Source organism: Paraburkholderia hospita (assembly GCF_002902965.1).
Taxonomy (GTDB): domain Bacteria; phylum Pseudomonadota; class Gammaproteobacteria; order Burkholderiales; family Burkholderiaceae; genus Paraburkholderia; species Paraburkholderia hospita.
Genome location: NZ_CP026106.1, coordinates 139744 through 159041, shown reverse-complemented (window position 1 = coordinate 159041; position 19298 = coordinate 139744). Strand labels below are relative to the sequence as shown.

The window sequence follows — 19298 nt, the reverse complement described above, 5'->3', positions numbered from 1 at the left end:
GAAATCAGCGTGCATCGCGCACCTCCGTAGCCGTTTCGCGTGCTTCCTGTTCGATGTTCGCGTCGAGACGCAGCGCCAGCGCATGGGCCACGCGCGATAGCGTTTGATGGACGAACACGTCGTTGATCGTGATCGCGTAGCCCGCCGCGCTCGCCGCATCGACGAAGCGCACGACGTCGAAAGACGTCGCGCCTGCTTCGAACAGGTTGTCGTCGTGATCGAGCGTGTCGCCGTCGAAGGTATTGGCCCAGATGCGTGCGAGCGCATGCATGAGTCGTGCGGCACGCGGCGAAGGATCGACGGACCCGTGATGCGCCTCCGTCTGCGCGGTGATGGACGGCTCGCCCGAAATGACAATCGCTTCTTCCGGCGCGTCAATAAAGCGCGTGACGGCGGCCAGATAATCGGCGCACAACCGAGCGACGAACTCGCCAGCCACCAGTTCGCGTCCATACGAGAACGCGCCCGTCACGCGGCCATCCGGATGCTCGACGATATCGAGTTCGAGATCGAACACGACGCGATGACGCACATCGTTGAACTCATCGATTTCGACGCCGTGCCACTGGCGCGTATCGCTTTGCGCAGGCCGCAGATAGTTGAACATCACCTGGAAGAGCGGATTGCCGTTCGCGGTGCGCGACGCGCGCACGCTGTCGACAACCTGCGCGAACGGCGCGGCGACGTGCGCATACGCGCCCAGCGCGGCTTCGCGCACGGCGGCAATCACTTCGCGCGGCGATCCCGCTTCGCGCATCGCCGTGCGCACGACGACCGCATTGATGAAGAGACCGATCACGTCGTCGGTGCCGGCATCGCGCGTCGATGCGAGTACGCCGACAGCCTGATCGAGCGCGCCCGTCTGCCGTGCAAGCGCGACGTTCAGCACCGCGTGCAACAGCATCGGCAGCGTGGCGTGCGACGACATCGCCAACGCCTTCGCGCGTTCGGCCGTCTGCGCGTCGAACGCGAACGCGATGCGTCCCGCGCTCCATTCAGGCGAAACGGGGCGCTCATCCGCAGGCTGCGGCAAACGCATCAACGGTATGTCGCGCAATGCGTCGCGCCAGTACTTCAGGTCGGCTTGCCTCGGCTTCGTGCGGGCGGCGAACGCGGGCTTCAGCGGCGACGTGCTCAACGGCTCGCCCGTTGCGGATGCCGCGTAAGCGGTCTGCACGTCGTTGAGCCACACGTCGATCGAATGACCGTCGGCAACGATGTGATGGATCACGACCGACAGCACATGATCGTCGTCGGCGAGGCGGATCAGGCGCGCGCGCCACAGCGGCGCTTTGGCGAGATCGAACGGCGCGAGCGCGTCTTCATCCGTTAGCTTCGTCGCCCGCGCAATACGTTCGTCAATCGACGCAAGCGCTCGCAGATCGACGACGGGCAACGTCACGCGACGATGCGCGTCGATCACCTGCCGCGGTTCGGCAGCGCCTTTCGCCGATACCAGGCGCGCGCGCAAAGCGGGATGCTTGTGCGCTGCGTGATCGAATGCGTTTTCTAGCGCGGTCACATCCACGGCGCCACGCAGGCGCAGCGCGACGGGAATGTTGTACGCCGCGCTTTCCGGCTGTGCGCGCCACAGAAACCACAGCGCACGTTGCGCATCGCTCAATGCGAGGTCGGTCGCGTCTTTCGATTCCGGCTCGTGACGCTCGTCCTCGCGCGCGCCGACGCGCTGCGACTCGGCCACGCGTTGCGCGTATGCAGCGAGCGTCGGTGCTTCGAACAGCGTGCGAACGGGCACGTCGTGCGTGAGCCGTTCGCTGACGCGCGTTGCCACGCTCACGGCCGCCAGCGAATGGCCGCCCAGTTCGAAGAAATGATCGGCGCGGCCCACGCGTTCGACCCGCAGCACTTCGCACCAGATCGCCGCGAGCGCCGTTTCGATGCCCGCTGCGGGCGCATCGAACTCACGCTCGACGCGTACCGGTTCCGGCAACGCCGCGCGGTCGATCTTGCGGTTCGCGTTGCGCGGCAGCGCATCGAGCACGACGATATGCGGCGGCACCATATAGTCCGGCAGCGCGCGGCGCAAATGCGCTGCGAGCGCATCGCCGTCGACCCGCTCGCTACGCTTGCGCGCCTCGTCGCTGAGTTCGACGTACGCAGCGAGCGCCGCATCCGCGCCGCTACCGCGCACCACGGCTACCGCATCGCGCACATCGTCATGCGCCATCAGCCGCGCTTCGATCTCGCCAAGCTCGATACGCAGCCCGCGCACCTTCACCTGATGATCGATACGGCCGATAAACTCCAGCACGCCGTTCGTGCGCCGCCGAACCAGATCACCCGTTCGATACAGCCGCGCGCCCGGCGCACCGAACGGATCGGGCACGAAGCGCTCGGCCGTCAGCGCAGCGCGCGCGTGATAGCCGCGCGCGACGCCCGTGCCGCCCAGATACAGTTCGCCCGTCACGCCAATCGGCAACGGCTGCAGGTTCACATCGAGCACATGCGCGGTGCGCTCGCCGACGGGCGTGCCGATAGGCAGATACGCGGCATCGGCGATATCGCTCGCGTCTTCGTGCGCGTCGATCATCCACAGCAACGGCGTGATTACCGTCTCCGTCGGACCATAGCCGTTCACGACCCGCACATCGGGAAACGCTTGCCGCAACGCGGCGAACGCTTCGCGGGTCGCCTCGCCGCCGACCGTGAGCGAACGCAGCGAACGCGGCGCGCCATGCGCGCGCGCCCATTCGGCCATTTGCAGCGCGTAGCTCGGCGGGAATGCAGCAATCGTGATCCGTTCGCTCGCGATCGTTTCGCAGGTTTGCGCGGGGGGCCACAACGCATCGTCGGTGATGCGAATGTCGACGCCCGCCGTCAGCGGCGCGAGCCAGCATTCATGCGCACCGTCGAAATTGATCGACATGAAGTGCAGCACGCGGTCCTTCTCACGCATGCCGTAGCGCGCGGCAATCGCCGCGCAGTGCATTGCGATCGACGCATGATCGACCACGACGCCTTTAGGCTTGCCCGTCGAGCCCGACGTATAGATCAGATACGCGGCCTGCGTCGGCGCAACGGTCGGTTCGTTGTATGCAACGTCGTCTTGCGCTGACTCGTCTTCCGCGTCGATCAGCCATACGCGCGTGCCGTGCCGCAGCGGAAGCTTCGGCACATGGCGCCGCTCGGTGACGACATGGTCGATCGACGCGTCGTCGACGATATGCGCGAGGCGGTCGCGCGGATGCGTCGGGTCGAGCGGCACGAACGCGCCACCCGACTTGAGAATAGCGAGCAGCCCAATGAACAGATCCGTCGAGCGCCCGACCGCGATGCCGACCCGCGTTTCCGCGCCGACACCCGCTGCCATCATCCGCGCCGCGAGCTGCGCGGCGCGTGCGTCGAGTTCTGCGCGCGTGAGCGTCCTTTCGGCGTCCATCACCGCGCTCGCGTCGGGTTTCTTCTTCGCATGCTGCGCGAGCTTCGCATGCACGGGGACGAACGGCGCATCATCCGGCTCATACCCGTTCCACGCGTTCAGCTGCGCGCGCTCGCTCTGCGTCAGCCATTCGAGGTCCCCCACGGGCGCATGCGACGTCGCAAGCGCGCTGTCGAGCAACTGTGCGTACTCGCCCGCAATCCGCTGCACGGCCTGCGCGTTGAACAGATCGGTCGAATAGACGAAAGCGGCATCGAGCGCGCCATCTTCGCGTTCCTCGAAACCGAGCGTCAGATCGAACTTCGCATACGGCGCGCCGAATGGAAGATCGGTCACGCGCACGTCGTCGAATGCGGGCAATGCGCGGCGCGCCGCATACGACGCCATCACCTGAAACAGCGGATGATGACTCGCGCTGCGCGGCACGCCGAGCGCTTCGACCACCTGTTCGAACGGCACGTCCTGGTGCGATTGACCATCGACGAGCGCGCGCTGCACGTTGTCGATCAACGCATCGAACGGCTTGCGCATATCGACGCGCGCGCCCACTGCCAGCGTATTGACGAAGAAGCCGATCAGCCCCGCCGTTTCCGCGCGCTCGCGATTCGCGGCGGGCACGCCGATCTGCACATGCGACTCGCCGCTCGCCCGCGCCAGCAATGCATGCAAGGCCGCGAGCAACACCGCGAACGGCGTCGCGCGACGCGCTTGCGCGAGCGTGCGCACGCGTTGTGCAGTCGTTGCGTCGACGGTGAAGTAATGACGGCCACCGCGTGCGCTGCGCTGCATCGAGCGCGCGCCGCTGCCGGGCAATGCGATCACGCCCGCGTCCGCTCGCACCTGCTCGCGCCAGAATTGCAGCTGACGTTCAGCCTCGCCCGCATCGAGCCAGCGGCGCTGCCACAGCGAAAAGTCCGCGTACTGAACGGGCAGCGGCGCGAGCGCAACGGTGTCGCCGTTTGCATAGGCGCGGTAAAACGCGGCCAATTCGTCGAGCAGCACGTCGATCGACCAGCCGTCGGAGACGATGTGGTGCATCGTCAGCACGAGCCAGTGTGTCGAGTCGTCGAGCGCGATCAGATGCACGCGTACGAGTGAATCCTGGGCCAGATCGAACGGCTGATCTTCGTCTTTCGCCGCAACGTCCGCGGCGATGCGTTCGCGCTCTTCCCTCGCTGCGCGCGACAGATCGGTAAAGCGCCACGGGCAGCGCGCAGGCGCTTGCACAACCTGTTCGACGCCGCCATCCGCGGATTCGGCAAAGGTGGTGCGCAATGCCTCATGACGCGCAATCAGCGCATCGAATGCGTGCCGCAGCACCGCGCGATTCAGCTCGCCGTCGAGCCGCAGCCGGCTCGTCACGTGATACGCCGCCGGCTCGTCGATCATGCGTGCGTGCAGCCACAGCCGCGTCTGCGCGAACGATGCGGGCACGGCCGACGAGCGGTCCGCGCGCGCCGGAATCGGCAGCACGCGAAAGTCGATGCCCGCTTCACCGAGCTTCGTGATAAACAGCTTGCGCTGCGCGTCAGGCAGTTGCGCGAAACGCGCGGCAAGCGCCAGCAGATCGGGTTTGGATGTCATTCGATCGTTCCTCATTGCGCTTCGAGTTCACCGAGCAGCGCGTCGATCGCGCGCGCTGCATCGTCGAGTGAGTGAGCGCCGCGCGCTTCGAGCGCCGCGTCGATGGCAGCCGCGCAGCGCGACAGCGTGCGGGCATCGAACAGCGTGCGCAGCGGCAGCGCGAGCGACCAGTGCAGATTGATTTGCGCATTCGCCTGCGTCGCCAGCAGCGAATGTCCGCCTAGCGCGAAGAAGTCGGCGTCGCGGCCAATCGCGTGGCTCGCGTCGATGCGCAGCACGCGTGTCCAGATCGCGGCGAGTTCGCGCTCGGTGTCGGTCTGCGGCTCGGCCACTTCTGCCGTTTGCAGCGACGGCGCGGGCAACGCGTTGCGGTCGCACTTGCCGTTCGGCGTGACAGGCAACGCGTCGAGTTCGATCACATGCGCGGGCACCATGTAGGCAGGCAACTGCGCGTTCAAGGCCGCGAACAGCGCGGCGTGATCGAATGCTTCTTCGGCGCGTCGCGCGACATAGCCGATCAACTGCTCATCGCGCACGATCACGACGGCGTCATGCACGCCGGGCGCAGCGCGCAACAGCGCTTCGATCTCGCCCGGCTCGATACGCAGGCCGCGCAATTTGACCTGCTGATCGGCACGGCCGAGATAGTCGAGCACGCCGTCCGCGCGCCGGCACACGAGATCGCCCGTGCGATAGAGGCGCGCGCCCGGCGTGAACGGATTGGGAATGAAGCGCTCCGCCGTCAGCGCGGCGCGCCCCAGGTAACCGCGCGCAAGCCCGACGCCGCCCAGATACAGTTCGCCGATTGCGCCCGCCGGCAACGGATGCAGCGACCCATCGAGCGCATGCAACTGGATGTTCGCAATCGGCTTGCCGATGGGGACCGCGACGGCCTGCGCGTCGGCGTCCGTGCACGTCCAGTGCGACACGTCGATCGCGGCTTCCGTCGGGCCGTACAGGTTGTGCAATTGGGCTTGCGGGAGCAGCGCGCGTGCGCGTGCCACGAGTTCGGGCGACAGCGCCTCGCCGCTCGCCACGATCCGCGCGATGCTCGTGCATTGCGCAGCGGCATCGAAGTCCTTCAGATGGCCGAGGAACGCGCCAAGCATCGACGGCACGAAATGCAATGTCGTTACACCAAATGTGGCGATGGCGGACGCGAGTCGTGCTGGGTCGCGATGATCGCCAGGTGCGGCGATGGCGAGCGTCGCGCCGACCGACAACGGCCACACGAATTCCCACACGGAAACGTCAAAGCCGAACGGCGTCTTGTGCAGCACGACATCTTGCGGCGTCAGCCGATACGCGTCCTGCATCCACGCGATCCGGTTCGCGAGCGCGCGATGCGTATTGCCCGCGCCCTTCGGCTTGCCTGTCGAACCCGATGTGTAGATCAGGTACGCAAGCTGATCGGGATCGACAGCAACAAGCGTTTCGAGCGCGGCGTTCGCATCGAATTCTTCGACGCACAGCACATGCGCGCTATCGCTGCGGATCGAAGCGACAACGCGCGCATGCAGCGACCGTTGAGTCAGCACGACGGCGGGCTGCGCATCGTCGAGCAGATACGCGATGCGGTCCGCGGGATAGTCGGGATCGACGGGCAGATAGGCGGCACCCGCCTTCAACACGCCGAACAGCGCGACCACCATGTCGACAGAGCGCTCGACGCATAGCGCTACCACGCTGTCCGCCTCGACGCCTGCATTCAGCAACGCAGCGGCCACGCGGCGCGCGTGGTCATCGAGTTCGGCATAGGTGACGCGCGTGCGGTTTCCGTTGGCGTCGATGAAGTCCAGCGCGATTGCGTCCGGCGTCGCAGCAGCATGGCGTTCAAACTGACGATGAAGCGGCAGTTGCTGTTCATCGCGCCACGTGTGCGCGGTATCGTTGAAGCGCACGAGTTGCGTGCAATCGTCGTGTGTCGCGATCGACACGCTTCCGAGCAGTGCATGCGGATCGGCGATAAACGCTTCAATGCTGGCATTGAACGCGCGATGCAGCGTCTGCACGCGCGCTTCATCAATACGCGCCGTGTCGTAGCCGTAGTCGATCGTCAGGGTATCGCCGGCCTGAACAACCAGCGTGACGGCCAGATCGGTCGATTCGACGCTGCGAATGTCCGACAGGCGCAGCGCACGTTCGTGGTTCGCCGACCACGCCGGATCGACGGGATAGTTCTCGAACACGACCAGCGTGTCGAACATTGCGCCGCCGCCCTGTCCGGCCCAACGTTGTATGTCGAAGAGCGGCGTATGCGCATGCTCGGCATTCGCCGCGTTGTCGCGTTGCAGGTCCGCGAGCCAGTCGGCGATGCGCCGTTGCGGTGCAGGCGTGGCGATGACGGGCAATGTGTTGATGAAAAGGCCAAGCACGCTGTCGACGTCGGGCAGCGCGTCGGGCCGGCCCGCGACGGTCGCGCCGAATGCAACCGTCGCGTGATGGGTCATGCGCTGCAACGCGAGCGCCCACGCGCCCTGCACCACCGTATTCACGGTCAGCCTGAGGCTGCGTGCGAGCGCGGTCAGCTTCGCGGTCGTGGTCGCGTCGAGCCGCGCGCGCCAGACGTCGCTGGGTGCGGCAGCATCCTCCGGCGACACGTTCGGCGCGACCAGCGTCGGCTCGTCGAAGCGGGCGAGTCGTTCGAGCCAGAACGCCTTGTCGGCGTCGTGATCGCGCGCATCGAGCCACGCGATGAAGTCGCGGTAGCGCAACCGCGCCGCCTGGCCGAACGACAACGCGCGGCGCTCGCTCATGTAATCGCGCAACACGTCGGCGAACATGCGCGCCGTGCTCCACCCGTCGAGCAGCAAGTGGTGACGCGTCCACACGAGGCGCCATTCGTCGTCCGTGAGGCGAACTAGCGTCACGCGCATCAGCGGTGCTTGCGTCAGATCGAAGCCTTGCGCGCGATCTTCCGTCAGCCATTGCTCGAAGTTTGCGTCCTGCGCATCGCGGCCACACCAGTCGAGCACGGCGAACGGCAGCTTCGCCTGGCGATGCACGATTTGCAGCGGCACGTCGGCGTCATGCCAGAAGCTCGTGCGCAAGATGTCGTGCTGCGGCACGACGCGATTGAACGCGTCCGTCAGGCGCGCGATATCCGGCGACGTCAGCGTCGCGACGAGTTGATTGACATACGTGGTGCGATCGGGCGCATACAGCGAGTGGAACAGGATGCCCTGCTGCATCGGCGACAGCGGATAGATGTCGTCGACCGTGCGCAAATCTAGTTCGAGACGCTCGAGCATCGGCTGCGAGAGGCCCGCGCGCTGCGCAAGCGGAAAGTCAACGGGGGTGGCGCCCGCGCCGCGCTTCGACACGCGTTCGATGCAGCGCGCCGCGATATCGCGCAACGTGGTTTCGAATGTGCGGGCGAGTTTTTCGACCGTGCCCGCCTCGAACATCGCCGCGCTATAGACCCAATGCACCTTGAGCTTGCGTGCGCCGTCGATATGCGCGTGAATCGCCAGTGCATTCGACATCGGACCCGCCGGGTCGCGCTCGCAGCCCGCGCCGCCAAAGCGTGCGCTCAGCGCGCGCTCGGTCGATGCTTCGCCGAACTGGCCAAGGTAGTTGAATGTCACGCGCGGACGCGGCAGCGCAGCAAGCGTCGCGCGCGTCGCGTCATCGGCGAGGTAGCGCAGCACACCGAAGCCGACACCCTTATTCGGCACCGCGCGCAATGCGTCCTTGACGGCCGTGAGCGTGTCGGTGCTCGATGCACCGATGGGCAGCGCGACAGGATAGTGGCTCGTCAGCCAGCCGATCGAGCGGCTCGCGTCGAAGTCTTCGAACAGCGCTTCGCGTCCGTGGCCTTCGAGTTCGATCAGCAGCGACTTCGCTTCGACACTTGCGCCCAAGGTGTGAGCGAGCCCGGCGACGAGCAGGTCGATCGTCTGCGTACGCCATGCGGCGTTCGCATCGGTGAGCAGCGTCTGCGTGAGCGTGGCATCGATCGTCCATTCCACCGTGCACGCGTCGGCATTGGTCGCCGTGCCTTGCGGATTGTCGAACGGCAAGGCGGCGCTCGCGTGCTGCATCGAGGTCCAGTACGGCAGTTCTTTGCTGAAAAGCGCCGCTGCATTGCTGGCGAGACGCTGCGCCCAGTCCGACGCATGCGCGCCTTGCGCTGCGAGCCTGATGGCACGCCGCTCGCGTGCCGCGACGTAGGCGGCATCGAGGTCTTCGAGCAAAACGCGCCACGACACGCCATCGACGATCAGATGGTGAACCGCGATCCACACGCGCGGCGTGCCATCGGGCAGCACCGCGACGAGCGCGCCCGCAAGCGGTCCACGCGCGAGATCGAAGCTGCGCTGCAACTCGTCGAATTGCGCGAGCGCGTCGTGTTCGTCGCGCGCTTCAATGGCGACGAGGGGCAGCGTGTCGAACGGTTTTTCGGCGTAGCGCGCCGTCCACGAAGAGGACGCATCTTGCGTGAAGCGCAAGCGGAACGCGTCGTGATGTGCGAGCACCGCGTCGAATGCCTGCGCGAATGCGTCGAGATCGAAGCGCTCACTCGCATGCAGTTCGATCGCCTGATTCCAGTGGTGACGCGCGGGAATCGTCAAGCCGAAAAAGCGCCGCTGCGCGGGCGTCAACGCGACATGCGAGGCGTCCGGTTTTGAAACAGCACGCGTTTCCGCTTTCGGCTCGGCGACGGCAACCGCTTGTGCGACTTGCGCCAGTTGCGCGACGGTCGGCTTGTCGAACAGTTGCTTCGGCGTGAAACGCACGCCGCGTTTGCGCGAACGCGCGATCACCTGCAACGCGAGAATCGAATCGCCGCCCAGTTCGAAAAAGTTGTCGTCGCGGCCCACGCGCTCCGCGCGCAGCACTTCTTTCCATACGTCGGCGAGAATCCGCTCTGCGCCTTCGAGTGGCGCTTCGCTTGCCGATTGCGCGACAGGCTGTTGCGCAAGCTCGCGCAGCTTCGCACGGTCGATCTTGCCGTTCCGCGTGACGGGGAGGGCGTCGCACAGCGTCAACGTCGCGGGCACCATGTAGTCGGGCAGTCGCGCGGCGAGTTGCGCGCGCAGCGATGCTTCATCGCTCGCACCTTGCACGACGACGAACGACGCGAGGCGCGCGCGGCCGTCTTCGTGAATGGCCAGCGTTTCCGCCTGCCTGACGCCGTCGAGCGCGCGCAACGTCGCGCTCACTTCGCCGGGCTCGACGCGATAGCCGCGAATCTTCACCTGATCGTCCAGACGGCCCAGATAGTCGATCGCACCGTCCGCGCGCAGGCGCACGCGGTCGCCCGTTCGATACATACGCGCGCCGCTTGCATCCGGCACGAAACGCTCCGCAGTCACGGCGGCGCGGCCCAGGTAGCCGCGCGCAACGCCCGGCCCGCCCAGATGCAGTTCACCGATTCCGCCCACAGGAACGGGCGCGCCGTTCGCATCGAGCACGAACGCGCGCGCGTTCGGCAACGGACGTCCCGTGGGCACGCCTGCCGATGCGCTCGCGCCACGCATGTTCGCGGTTGCATCGAACGTGAGCGCGCCGACGGTCGCTTCCGTCGGACCATAGTGATTGATCACGCGGCACGCGGGCCGCAACGCCGTGATCCGTTCGACGAGCGTCCACGGCAGCGGCTCGCCGCCCAGCACCAGCGCGTGCGACGGCAGCACGTCGGCAGGTTGCTGCGCTTCGAGCAGCGCATGCAGATGGCTCGGCACGATCTTCAGCACGCCGACACCACGCTCGCGCATCGTCGTGGCAAAGCGATCGGGATCGAACGCAGCTTCTTTCGGCAGGAGATGCAGCGTGCGGCCCGAGCACAATGCGCCAAACAGCGTCGTGTGGCCGAGATCGGCGGCAACTGTCGATACCATCGCCATGCTCGCGCCGGGCGCGAACTTCAGTTCGTCGAGCATGCCCTGCACGTAGTCGGCAAGCGCGCGATGCGAGACGACAACGCCTTTCGGCGTGCCCGTCGAACCCGACGTGTAGATCAGGTAAGCGGCCTGTTCGGGCGCAACGGAAGCGCATGCGGCTTCGCTGTGTGTGTCGATCAACGTATCGAGCGACAGTACGGGCGCTTGGGTTTCGATCTGCGGCGCGTTGGCGGCCACGATCACGCAGCGTGCGTCACATGCGGCGATAGACGCTTCGATACGCTCACGTGGCGCAGCGGGATCAAGCGGTACGGCGATCGCGCCTGACTTCAATATGGCGAGCAACGCGACGACGAAATCGACAGAACGGTCGATGCACAGCGCAACAGCCTGTTCCGCGCCTGCGCCGTGTTCGATCAACGCGCGGGCGGCACGCGACGAAGCGCGGTCGAGTTCTTCGAATGTGAGTTGCCGTTGAGCGTCCGTGACGGCGATCTGCTTTGGCGTTGCGTTCGCGTGATGCGTGAACGCCGCAACGACATCAGCGAACTCGAACGTCTGCGCGCGGCCTTGCAGCAGGTTGCTGCGAGACCCGGCACAAGCGAGCGAACTGACCGCCAACGCGGGATTCGCCACGCTATCCGTCAGAAGCGCAACGAAACTATCGAGCCACGCATGCGCGGTCGCATCGTCGATGCAATCCGTCGCCCATGCCGCGACCAGTTCGATGCCGCGTGCGTCGTCGGTGAAATCCAGCGCGAAGTCGAAGCGCGCCGCGTTATCGGGGCCGGGCGTCAACGTTGCGACGGCGCCCGGCAACGCGACGGGTTCGTCGAAGACGAACTGCTGCGCGAACTTCACGCGCAGCCATTCTTCGCCGCGCCGCACGGGCGGCTTGACGGCATCGATCACCTGATCGAACGGGATGTCCTGGTTCGCGTATGCGCCCAGCGTCGTGTCGCGCACCTGCGCGAGCAACGCATTGAACGGCGCGTGGGGCGACACGCGAGCGCGCAATGCCACGGTGTTGATGAAAAGACCGAGCAGATTCGCCACTTCGGCGCGCTGACGGTTGGCGACAGGCGCGGCAATCACGACATCCGTCGCAGCCGTCAGCCGATGCAGCCATGCATGCAATGCCGTCAGCAGCACGATGAATGTCGATGCGTGCGCGCCGCTTGCGAGATCGCGCACAGCCGCCGATACGTGTTGATCGAGGCGCCGCGAAGCGCGCTTGCCGATGAGCGTGCGCTCTGCGGGTACTGTGCGATCGACGGGCAATGCGAGCGGCGCGGGCGCATCCTTCAATGCGTCGCGCCAATAGCCGAGTTGCCGCTCGCGTTCCGCGCCAGCGAGCCATTCGCGCTGCCATTGCGCGAAGTCTGCGTATTGCGCGGTGAGCATGGGCAATGCAGCGACGCGGCGTGCGGACAACGCGGCATAGGCTTCCGCCAGTTCCGAGAACGCACAACGCGACGACCAGCCATCGCTGATCGCGTGATGTGCCGTCAGCATCAGGCAATGCTCGTCATCAGCGAGCGTAACGAGCGATGCGCGCAGCAACGGGCCGTGTTGCAGATCGAAAGGCCGCGTCGCGTGTTCGTCGGCGAGTTCGCTTGCGCGTGCCTTGCGTGACTCAAGCGCGGTGCCGCGCAGATCGGTTTGATCAACAGACACGGCGATGCGCGCATGAACGCGCTGCATCACGATGCCGTTGTCGTCTTCGTGCAGCGTAGTGCGCCACGCTTCGTGACGCTCGATCACTTGCGCGAGCGCCTTTTCCAGCAACGCGTGATCGATCGAACCGCGAATGTTCCAGTGCGCCGCGATGTGATAAGCATCGCCAGCGCCGCGCGATTGCGCGAGCACCCAGAAACGCTGCTGTGCAAATGATGCGCGATAGTCCGTGTAATCGGTCTCCGTCGTGCTTCGCGCGGCCGCTTTCAATGGAAGCGGCTGCGTAAGGTCTTCCACTTCGCTCGCATCGACGAGCGCCGCGAGTGCTTCGAGCGAACGATCAACGAACAGCGCATCCAGCCGCAGATTCACGCGCAGTTCCGCACGGATCGCGGCCTGCAAGCGCATGATCGCAATCGAGTCGCCGCCGCGCGCATGAAAGCTGTCATCGAGGCCGACAGGCTCATCGCCCAAAATCGCCTGCCAGATCGCAGCGAGCTTGCGCGCCGTTTCACCTTGCGGTTCACGATACGACGCGACTGCCGTTTGCGACGCAACGCGTGTGCGCAGCGATTCGCGATCGAGCTTGCCATTCAGCGTATAAGGCAGTGCCTCTAACAGCGCGAATCGATGCGGCTGCCAGGCTTCCGGCAAGTGCCGCGACAGATGCTCGCGCAACGCGCTTTCGTCGGCTGCGCTTTCGATCACGACACAGGCGGTCAATTGCACTCGCCCGGCAATCTGTTCAACCAGCACAGCCGCATCGCGTACGCCGGGATGCGAGCGCAGACATTGCGCGATCTCGCCGGGTTCGACGCGCACGCCACGAATTTGCACCTGATCGTCGATGCGGCCCATGTAGTCATACGCGCCGTCCACGCGCAGACGGGCGAGATCGCCGGTTCGATACACGCGCGAGCCTGGCGCGCCGTGAGCATCGGGGATGAAACGCTCGGCCGTTTGCGCCGCGCGTCCGTGATAGCCGCGCGCGAGGCATGCGCCGCCCAGCAGCAACTCGCCTGTCGAGCCATCGTCGATAGAAGCGCCATCAGCCGATCCGGGCGTGCTCACGCGAGCCGTGCGCAAACCAATCGGCCTGCCAATCGGCAACGATGCGCATGACGTGTCGCTGAAGGCAGCTTGAGCATCGAGCGGCCACAGCATCGGCGAGATCACGGTCTCCGTCGGACCATAGCCGTTGATCAAACGCACGTTGCTAAACGTTTGCCTGATATCGGCGAATACATCTCCGGGCATCGCTTCGCCGCCGAACGCGAGCACGCGCAATGCAGCGGGCACGCCATGACGCCGCGCGGCTTGCGCGAATTCACGCAGATACGCAGGCGGAAACGCGGCGATCGTAACGCGCTCCTGCTCGACCAGGGCATACGCATCGTCGGGCGCGACCGTGCCGGGCGCGGTGATCGCGATGCTCGCGCCTGCGGCAAGCGGCGCGAGCCAATACTCGTGCGCAAGATCGAAATTCACGGAAGCGAAATGCAGCACGCGGTCCGCATCCGTCATCGGATAAGCATCGATCACGGCATCGCAATGCGCGGCAAGCGGACCATTCTCGACGACCACGGCTTTCGGCGTACCCGTCGAACCCGACGTGTAGATCATGTACGCAGCCGAGCGCGGATGAACCTGCGCATCGTCGATTGCAACGGGTTGCGTGATGTCGATCGCATCGACTTCGATACAGTGCTCGAACCTCGCGCGCATCGTTGCGTCCGCGGCGCGCGTGACGATGCCATGCCTCAAACCTGCGTCGCGTGCCATCCAGTCGAGACGTTGCGCGGGATGACGCGGATCGAGCGGCACGAACACGCCACCCGCCTTCAGCACGGCGAGCAACGCGACGAACAGATCGCACGACCTGTCGATGCACACGCCCACCCGCACTTCCGCACCCACGCCACGTGCGCGCAACACCGCCGCGACGTGCGAGGCGCGAGCGTCGAGTTCGCCGCGCGACATGCGCACGGTATGCGGCGAAAACGCGGCGAGCGCGGGTGCGTTGGGTGCACTGCGCGCGAGTTCGCGCAGTCGCTGATGCAAGGCAGTCGGAAAATTCGTCATTCGTGTGAAGTCCTTCGGCAAGGCCGCTATGCCGCTGTATCAGGGCACGGTTTGTCCCGGTCCCAATTTCAGCGGCTTCACACAGGTGACGAATCGCGCGAAAAAAAATTTACCCCTTTGGTGGAATAAATTCTCCGGAGTCCTTGATTGCTCGTGCTCGCGGCTATTTAACTAAAGTTTTGCGGCGCCCAAACGTCTATTCGATTGATGACCCTTCATGCGCTATGCGCGCCTTCACTCTCACGCCCGCTTTCGATGACTGCTTCCAACGCACCGCCCGTGAATGGTTCGGATCGCCCGAACAAACCCGCTACCCGTCTGCTGTTGTCGCTATTACGACGCTCGCGCGGCGCGCTTGCGCTCGCGCTGGTCGCATGCATTGCGAATGGCGTATCGAGCGTGCTGCTGGTCGCGACGCTCAACCGCGCGCTGAGCGCGCCCACCGCTGCGGATCTGCCGCTCGCGTTGCGTTTCGCCGCGTGCGCGCTGGTCGCGCTGATCGCACGCATCGTTTCGGGCGTGCTGTTCGCGGGGCTTTCGCAGGACACGATGGGCCGCATGCGCGAGCATGTTTCCGCGCGCGTCGCGGCTGCCGAATTGCGCGACGTCGAGCGTGTCGGCGCGGCGCCCGTGCAATCGATCCTCACCGACGACGCCACCAACGTGTCGATGCTGTTCTTCGCGCTGCCGAACATCGTCATGCATGGCTCGATCGTCGCGGGTTGCCTTGCGTATCTCGCGTGGCTGTCGTGGCCCGTTTGCGTGCTGGCGCTCAGCGCGATCGTCGTCGGCTCGCTGGGCTATCGCTTCGGCGATATTCGTGCGATCGCTTCGCTCGAAGCAGCGGGCAGCGCGCAAGACAGGCTGTTCGATTACCTCGGCTCGCTGTTCGCGGGTGCGAAGGAACTGAAGCTGCATCGCGAGCGCGCGCGGCAATTCGTCGAAGGACAACTCGGCGCTGCGATCAACGAAGTGCGCGATCATCGGCGTCGCGCATTCGTGGCCTATGCGATCGGCGTGGGCTGGATCATCTTTCTGTTCTATGTGTTCCTCGGCGCGGCGACCTTCCTGCCGTCCATCGGCGTGCATGCCGACGCGCAAGCGGCCGCGGGCTATGTGATCGTGTTCCTGTTCATGCTGGTGCCGCTCGATGGCCTGCTGAACAATCTGCCGACCGTGAACGCGGCGCGTGTGTCGCTCGAACGCATCGAACGCGTGCTGGCCGAGTTCGAGGAGCCGCATCATGCGGCGGCCTTGCCAGCAAGCGCTTCCAGCGCTCAGGCCGCCGCGTTCGACACGCTCTCGCTGCGCGGCATCACGCATGCGTATTTCCACGAGCGCGACGAGCGCATGTTCCGCATCGGACCGATCGATCTGACGTTCAAGCCAGGCGAACTGGTGTTCATCGTCGGCGGCAACGGCAGCGGCAAGACGACGCTCGCGAAGGTGCTGACGGGTCTGTATGAGCCGGAAGGCGGCGTCATCGAAGTCGATGGTTCGCCCGTAACGCGGGACACGCGGCCCGCGTATCGCGAGCGCTTCTCGACGGTGTTCAACGACTTCCATCTGTTCGATACGCTGCTTGGCATCGTCGATCCCGACGACACGAACGACGGCGCCCGCGCTGCCGCGGATGGCCGCGCCAATGCGCTGATTGCGAAGCTCGCACTCGATCACAAGGTTAGCGTTGAAAACGGCACGTTCTCGACGCGCGCGCTATCGACGGGTCAACGTAAGCGCCTCGCGCTGGTCGTTGCGTATCTGGAAGATCGACCGTTCTATCTGTTCGACGAATGGGCGGCCGATCAGGACCCGTCGTTCAAGGCCGTGTTCTATGAGCAACTGTTGCCGGAGTTGCGCGGGCGCGGCAAGACGGTCGTGGTGATCACGCATGATGATCGTTACTTCCCGCTTGCCGACCGTGTGCTGAAGCTGGATAACGGCGCAATCGTTAATGAAACGCACGGTGTGCCACGTGCGATTGCTGGAAATGGCACAGTACGTGTGCCGTCGGTTCAGGTGGATGTGCGTCAGAGCAGGATTGATGCGAGCTGAAGGCTTTGGGACGTTGTTGGTGGTTTGGTTTTGCTTTTGGTGGCATCCGCGTGGTGTTATTGGTCTGCATGCGTTGCCCCTGTGCGGGGCGGCACCTACTTTGTCTGCGACGCTGGCGGGATTGTCGGGCATTTGCGCTGGCATCCGCGTTATGTCTTCCTGCTTCACGCGTCGCCCCTGTGCGGGGCGGCACCTACTTTTCTTTGCCGCCGCAAAGAAAAGTAGGCAAAAGAAAGCGGCTCACACCGCCAACATTTCTTCTTGCCTGAGGGCCCCCAACCGGTCTTACGCTTCACACGGCAATCACGTGACCCATGTTCGTTGCCAGCGCTCTTGCAGTGCGCCTCACCCGCTTCACGCTCCTGCATTGCAGCATGCCGTGCCAGATAGTCCACCGCCGCCCAGGTGGCAAACTGTGTGTAGGCCCTAGGTGCTCCGCACGCCTCACTCCGGACCGACAGGGCAAGCGTCCCACCATGTAAGAGCGCCGAGCTATACGCCGCGACAACCTACACACAGTTTGCCACCTGGGCGGCGCAAACCATTCGCTGCCGCTAGCTCTTGTTCGGGTGTTTGAAGTGGGTGAGGCGTTCATTCGAAGCGTTGGCAACGAACGTGAACAAGGACGTTGCCGTGTGAAGCGTAAGACCGGTTGGGGGCCCTCAGGCAAGAAGAAATGTTGGCGGTGTGAGCCGCTTTCTTTTGCCTACTTTTCTTTGCGGCGGCAAAGAAAAGTAGGTGCCGCCCCGCACAGGGGCGACGCGTGAAGCACGAAGGCATAGCGCGGATGCCAGCGCAAAGCAAAAGCAAAAGCAAACGACCAACAACATCACCGCGACTTGGAAGCTTCCAATTGCGAAGCACCCGCCGGCATCGAAAGCAACGCATCCGTCATTGCATGCGACAACTTCAACGCCGACATCGGCCCACCAAAACCCCACACATTACGTTCGACCAACGTCACGCGTCCTTCACGCCGCGCAGGCACAAACCGCCAAACAGGCGAATCGAGCTTCGCGTCCAGCTTCACTTCCGGGCCAGTCGCGCTCGTCAGCAACACACTTGTCTGCGGGCGCTTCAAGAAATCTTCCGACGTCAGATAGGTCGTGCCTTCGCGAGTCGGCTTCGAAGGCCATAGCGTCACACCCAGCTTCCGCGCGACGCCGCCCGCCATGCTGTTGCTCGTATAGGCCCAGTACCGGTCGGGCAAACCCAACTCCTGCAACAACGCGAAATCGGCATGCGTGCGGCCCGCATCGGCGAGACGCTTTGCATCGCGTGCCAACCCTTCGTCGAGCTGCCGTTCGATGGCTTGCGCCTGCACCGTGCGCCCCGTGATGCATCCGATCGTATCGAAGATCCTGCGCGCCCATTCGAGCTGCGTCGCCTGCGCGCCGTCGAGCTTCATCTCGGGGCTGAACTGGAACAGCACGGTCGGCGCGATCGATTGCAGCGCGCTGAAAATCGGCGCATGCCGGAAACCGACGCCGATGATCAGGTCAGGCTCGAGCGCGGCAATCGCTTCGAGACTCGGCTCCTGGCGCGTGCCCACGTCGGGCACCGACTGCATGCGTTCAACGCCATAGCCGATCCACGACGGGTAAAACGCGGTGTCGACCATACCCGCAGGCGTGACGTCGAGCGAAAGGAGCGCTTCGGCGAACAGGAATTCGAGTACGACGATGCGCTTAGGATGCGCGGGCAGCGCGTCGCTCGCCTGTGTCACAGTCGGATTCGCGGACAGCGACGTGCACGCAAGCGTGGCCGTGTCGCGAGGCGCGGGTGTCACGCCTGCCGCGCTCGCGGAACACGAGAATGCGAGGCACGCGGCGCATACGGTCGCCCGCAGCGTCTGCTTCATCGTATTGCCTCTTGCCGCGCGAGGTCTTCGTCGCTCATCGTGAGTAGTAGCGGACAACTCGCACACAGTTGATCTTCTCCGGGTATTTCATAGCGCACGCAGCAGACACGTCGCGTGCGAAACGGCGCAGGCAGCAGCGCCGAGCGGGGCGTGACGTTGCGCACGGGCACGCGTAGCGGGTTCGGCTCATCGCCGAACAGCGCGCACGATTCGAACATCCACGTGGCGTCGCGGGCCGCGCCCGGCATCGCCGCGCATTGCTCGAACAATGTGTCCAGCAGATTGCCGACGTTGCTCCATAGCACGCGTGGCGCAATCTTCGTCATGCTCGCGAGCAGGTCGATCACGCCACGCAGATGCTCATCGATCAACGATGCGTAACGCCGCGCGGGATCGTCAGTTGACTCGGCGAGCGCATCGTGCGGCAGATACAGCGCTTCAGGCATGCCTTCGCGCAGCAACAGCATGCAGCGCGCGGGGTTCATGTCGAGCGGTCTCTGCAAGGCGAGCGCGGACACCAGCGCGGCGGGCACCACGAGGCCAAAATAGTATTTGCTCCACTGCGATAGCAGCGCGCGCGCATGACGTTCGGGATCGCCGCCGTAGCGCAAGAGCATTGCATCGAGGATCGCTTCGCGCTGCGTCACGAGTTGCGTGAGCGGCACGCGCACTTGTGTGGCGTCGCTGGTGTCTGAAGTTTCAGCAGGCACGCCGAGCCACACGCGTTCAACATACGCGGCGAACGGCGTATCGGCGACGAGCGACGCAAACGGCTTTGCAGCAGAGGACATGT

5 protein-coding genes are annotated in these 19298 nt (G+C 65.0%); 1 reads left to right on the top strand and 4 read right to left on the bottom strand.

Annotated elements, in window-relative coordinates; translation table 11 throughout:
* Positions 1 to 4: 4 nt before the first annotated feature.
* Positions 5 to 4984: a non-ribosomal peptide synthetase gene (locus C2L64_RS19020; RefSeq protein WP_090835107.1), complete on the bottom strand. Its 4980-nt coding sequence runs from the start codon at positions 4982 to 4984 to the stop codon at positions 5 to 7.
* An 11-nt stretch (positions 4985 to 4995) separates the two neighbouring features.
* Positions 4996 to 14589: a non-ribosomal peptide synthetase gene (locus C2L64_RS19015; RefSeq protein WP_090835102.1), complete on the bottom strand. Its 9594-nt coding sequence runs from the start codon at positions 14587 to 14589 to the stop codon at positions 4996 to 4998.
* Between the two features lie 255 nt (positions 14590 to 14844).
* Here C2L64_RS19015 and C2L64_RS19010 point away from each other — a divergent pair, with 255 nt between their 5' ends.
* Positions 14845 to 16644 (top strand): cyclic peptide export ABC transporter, encoded by a 1800-nt coding sequence (locus C2L64_RS19010; protein ID WP_007586331.1) that lies wholly within the window; start codon positions 14845 to 14847, stop codon positions 16642 to 16644.
* Positions 16645 to 17473: 829 nt separating this feature from the next.
* Here the strand turns inward: C2L64_RS19010 and C2L64_RS19005 are convergent.
* On the bottom strand, positions 17474 to 18505 hold the full coding sequence (locus C2L64_RS19005) for an ABC transporter substrate-binding protein (protein WP_007578006.1): 1032 nt from the start codon (positions 18503 to 18505) through the stop codon (positions 17474 to 17476).
* Positions 18502 to 19296 carry a siderophore-iron reductase FhuF gene (gene fhuF, locus C2L64_RS19000; RefSeq protein WP_039899860.1) on the bottom strand — a complete coding sequence of 265 codons (795 nt, stop codon included), beginning with the start codon at positions 19294 to 19296 and terminating at the stop codon, positions 18502 to 18504. The genes C2L64_RS19005 and fhuF overlap by 4 nt, the downstream gene beginning before the upstream one ends.
* Positions 19297 to 19298: the final 2 nt, after the last annotated feature.

Coding starts and splice junctions, on each gene's coding strand:
- C2L64_RS19020 (WP_090835107.1), bottom strand. CDS start 4,984: ATGACATCCAAACCCGATCTGCTGGCGCTTGCCGCGCGTTTCGCGCAA.
- C2L64_RS19015 (WP_090835102.1), bottom strand. CDS start 14,589: ATGACGAATTTTCCGACTGCCTTGCATCAGCGACTGCGCGAACTCGCG.
- C2L64_RS19010 (WP_007586331.1), top strand. CDS start 14,845: ATGACTGCTTCCAACGCACCGCCCGTGAATGGTTCGGATCGCCCGAAC.
- C2L64_RS19005 (WP_007578006.1), bottom strand. CDS start 18,505: ATGAAGCAGACGCTGCGGGCGACCGTATGCGCCGCGTGCCTCGCATTC.
- fhuF (WP_039899860.1), bottom strand. CDS start 19,296: ATGTCCTCTGCTGCAAAGCCGTTTGCGTCGCTCGTCGCCGATACGCCG.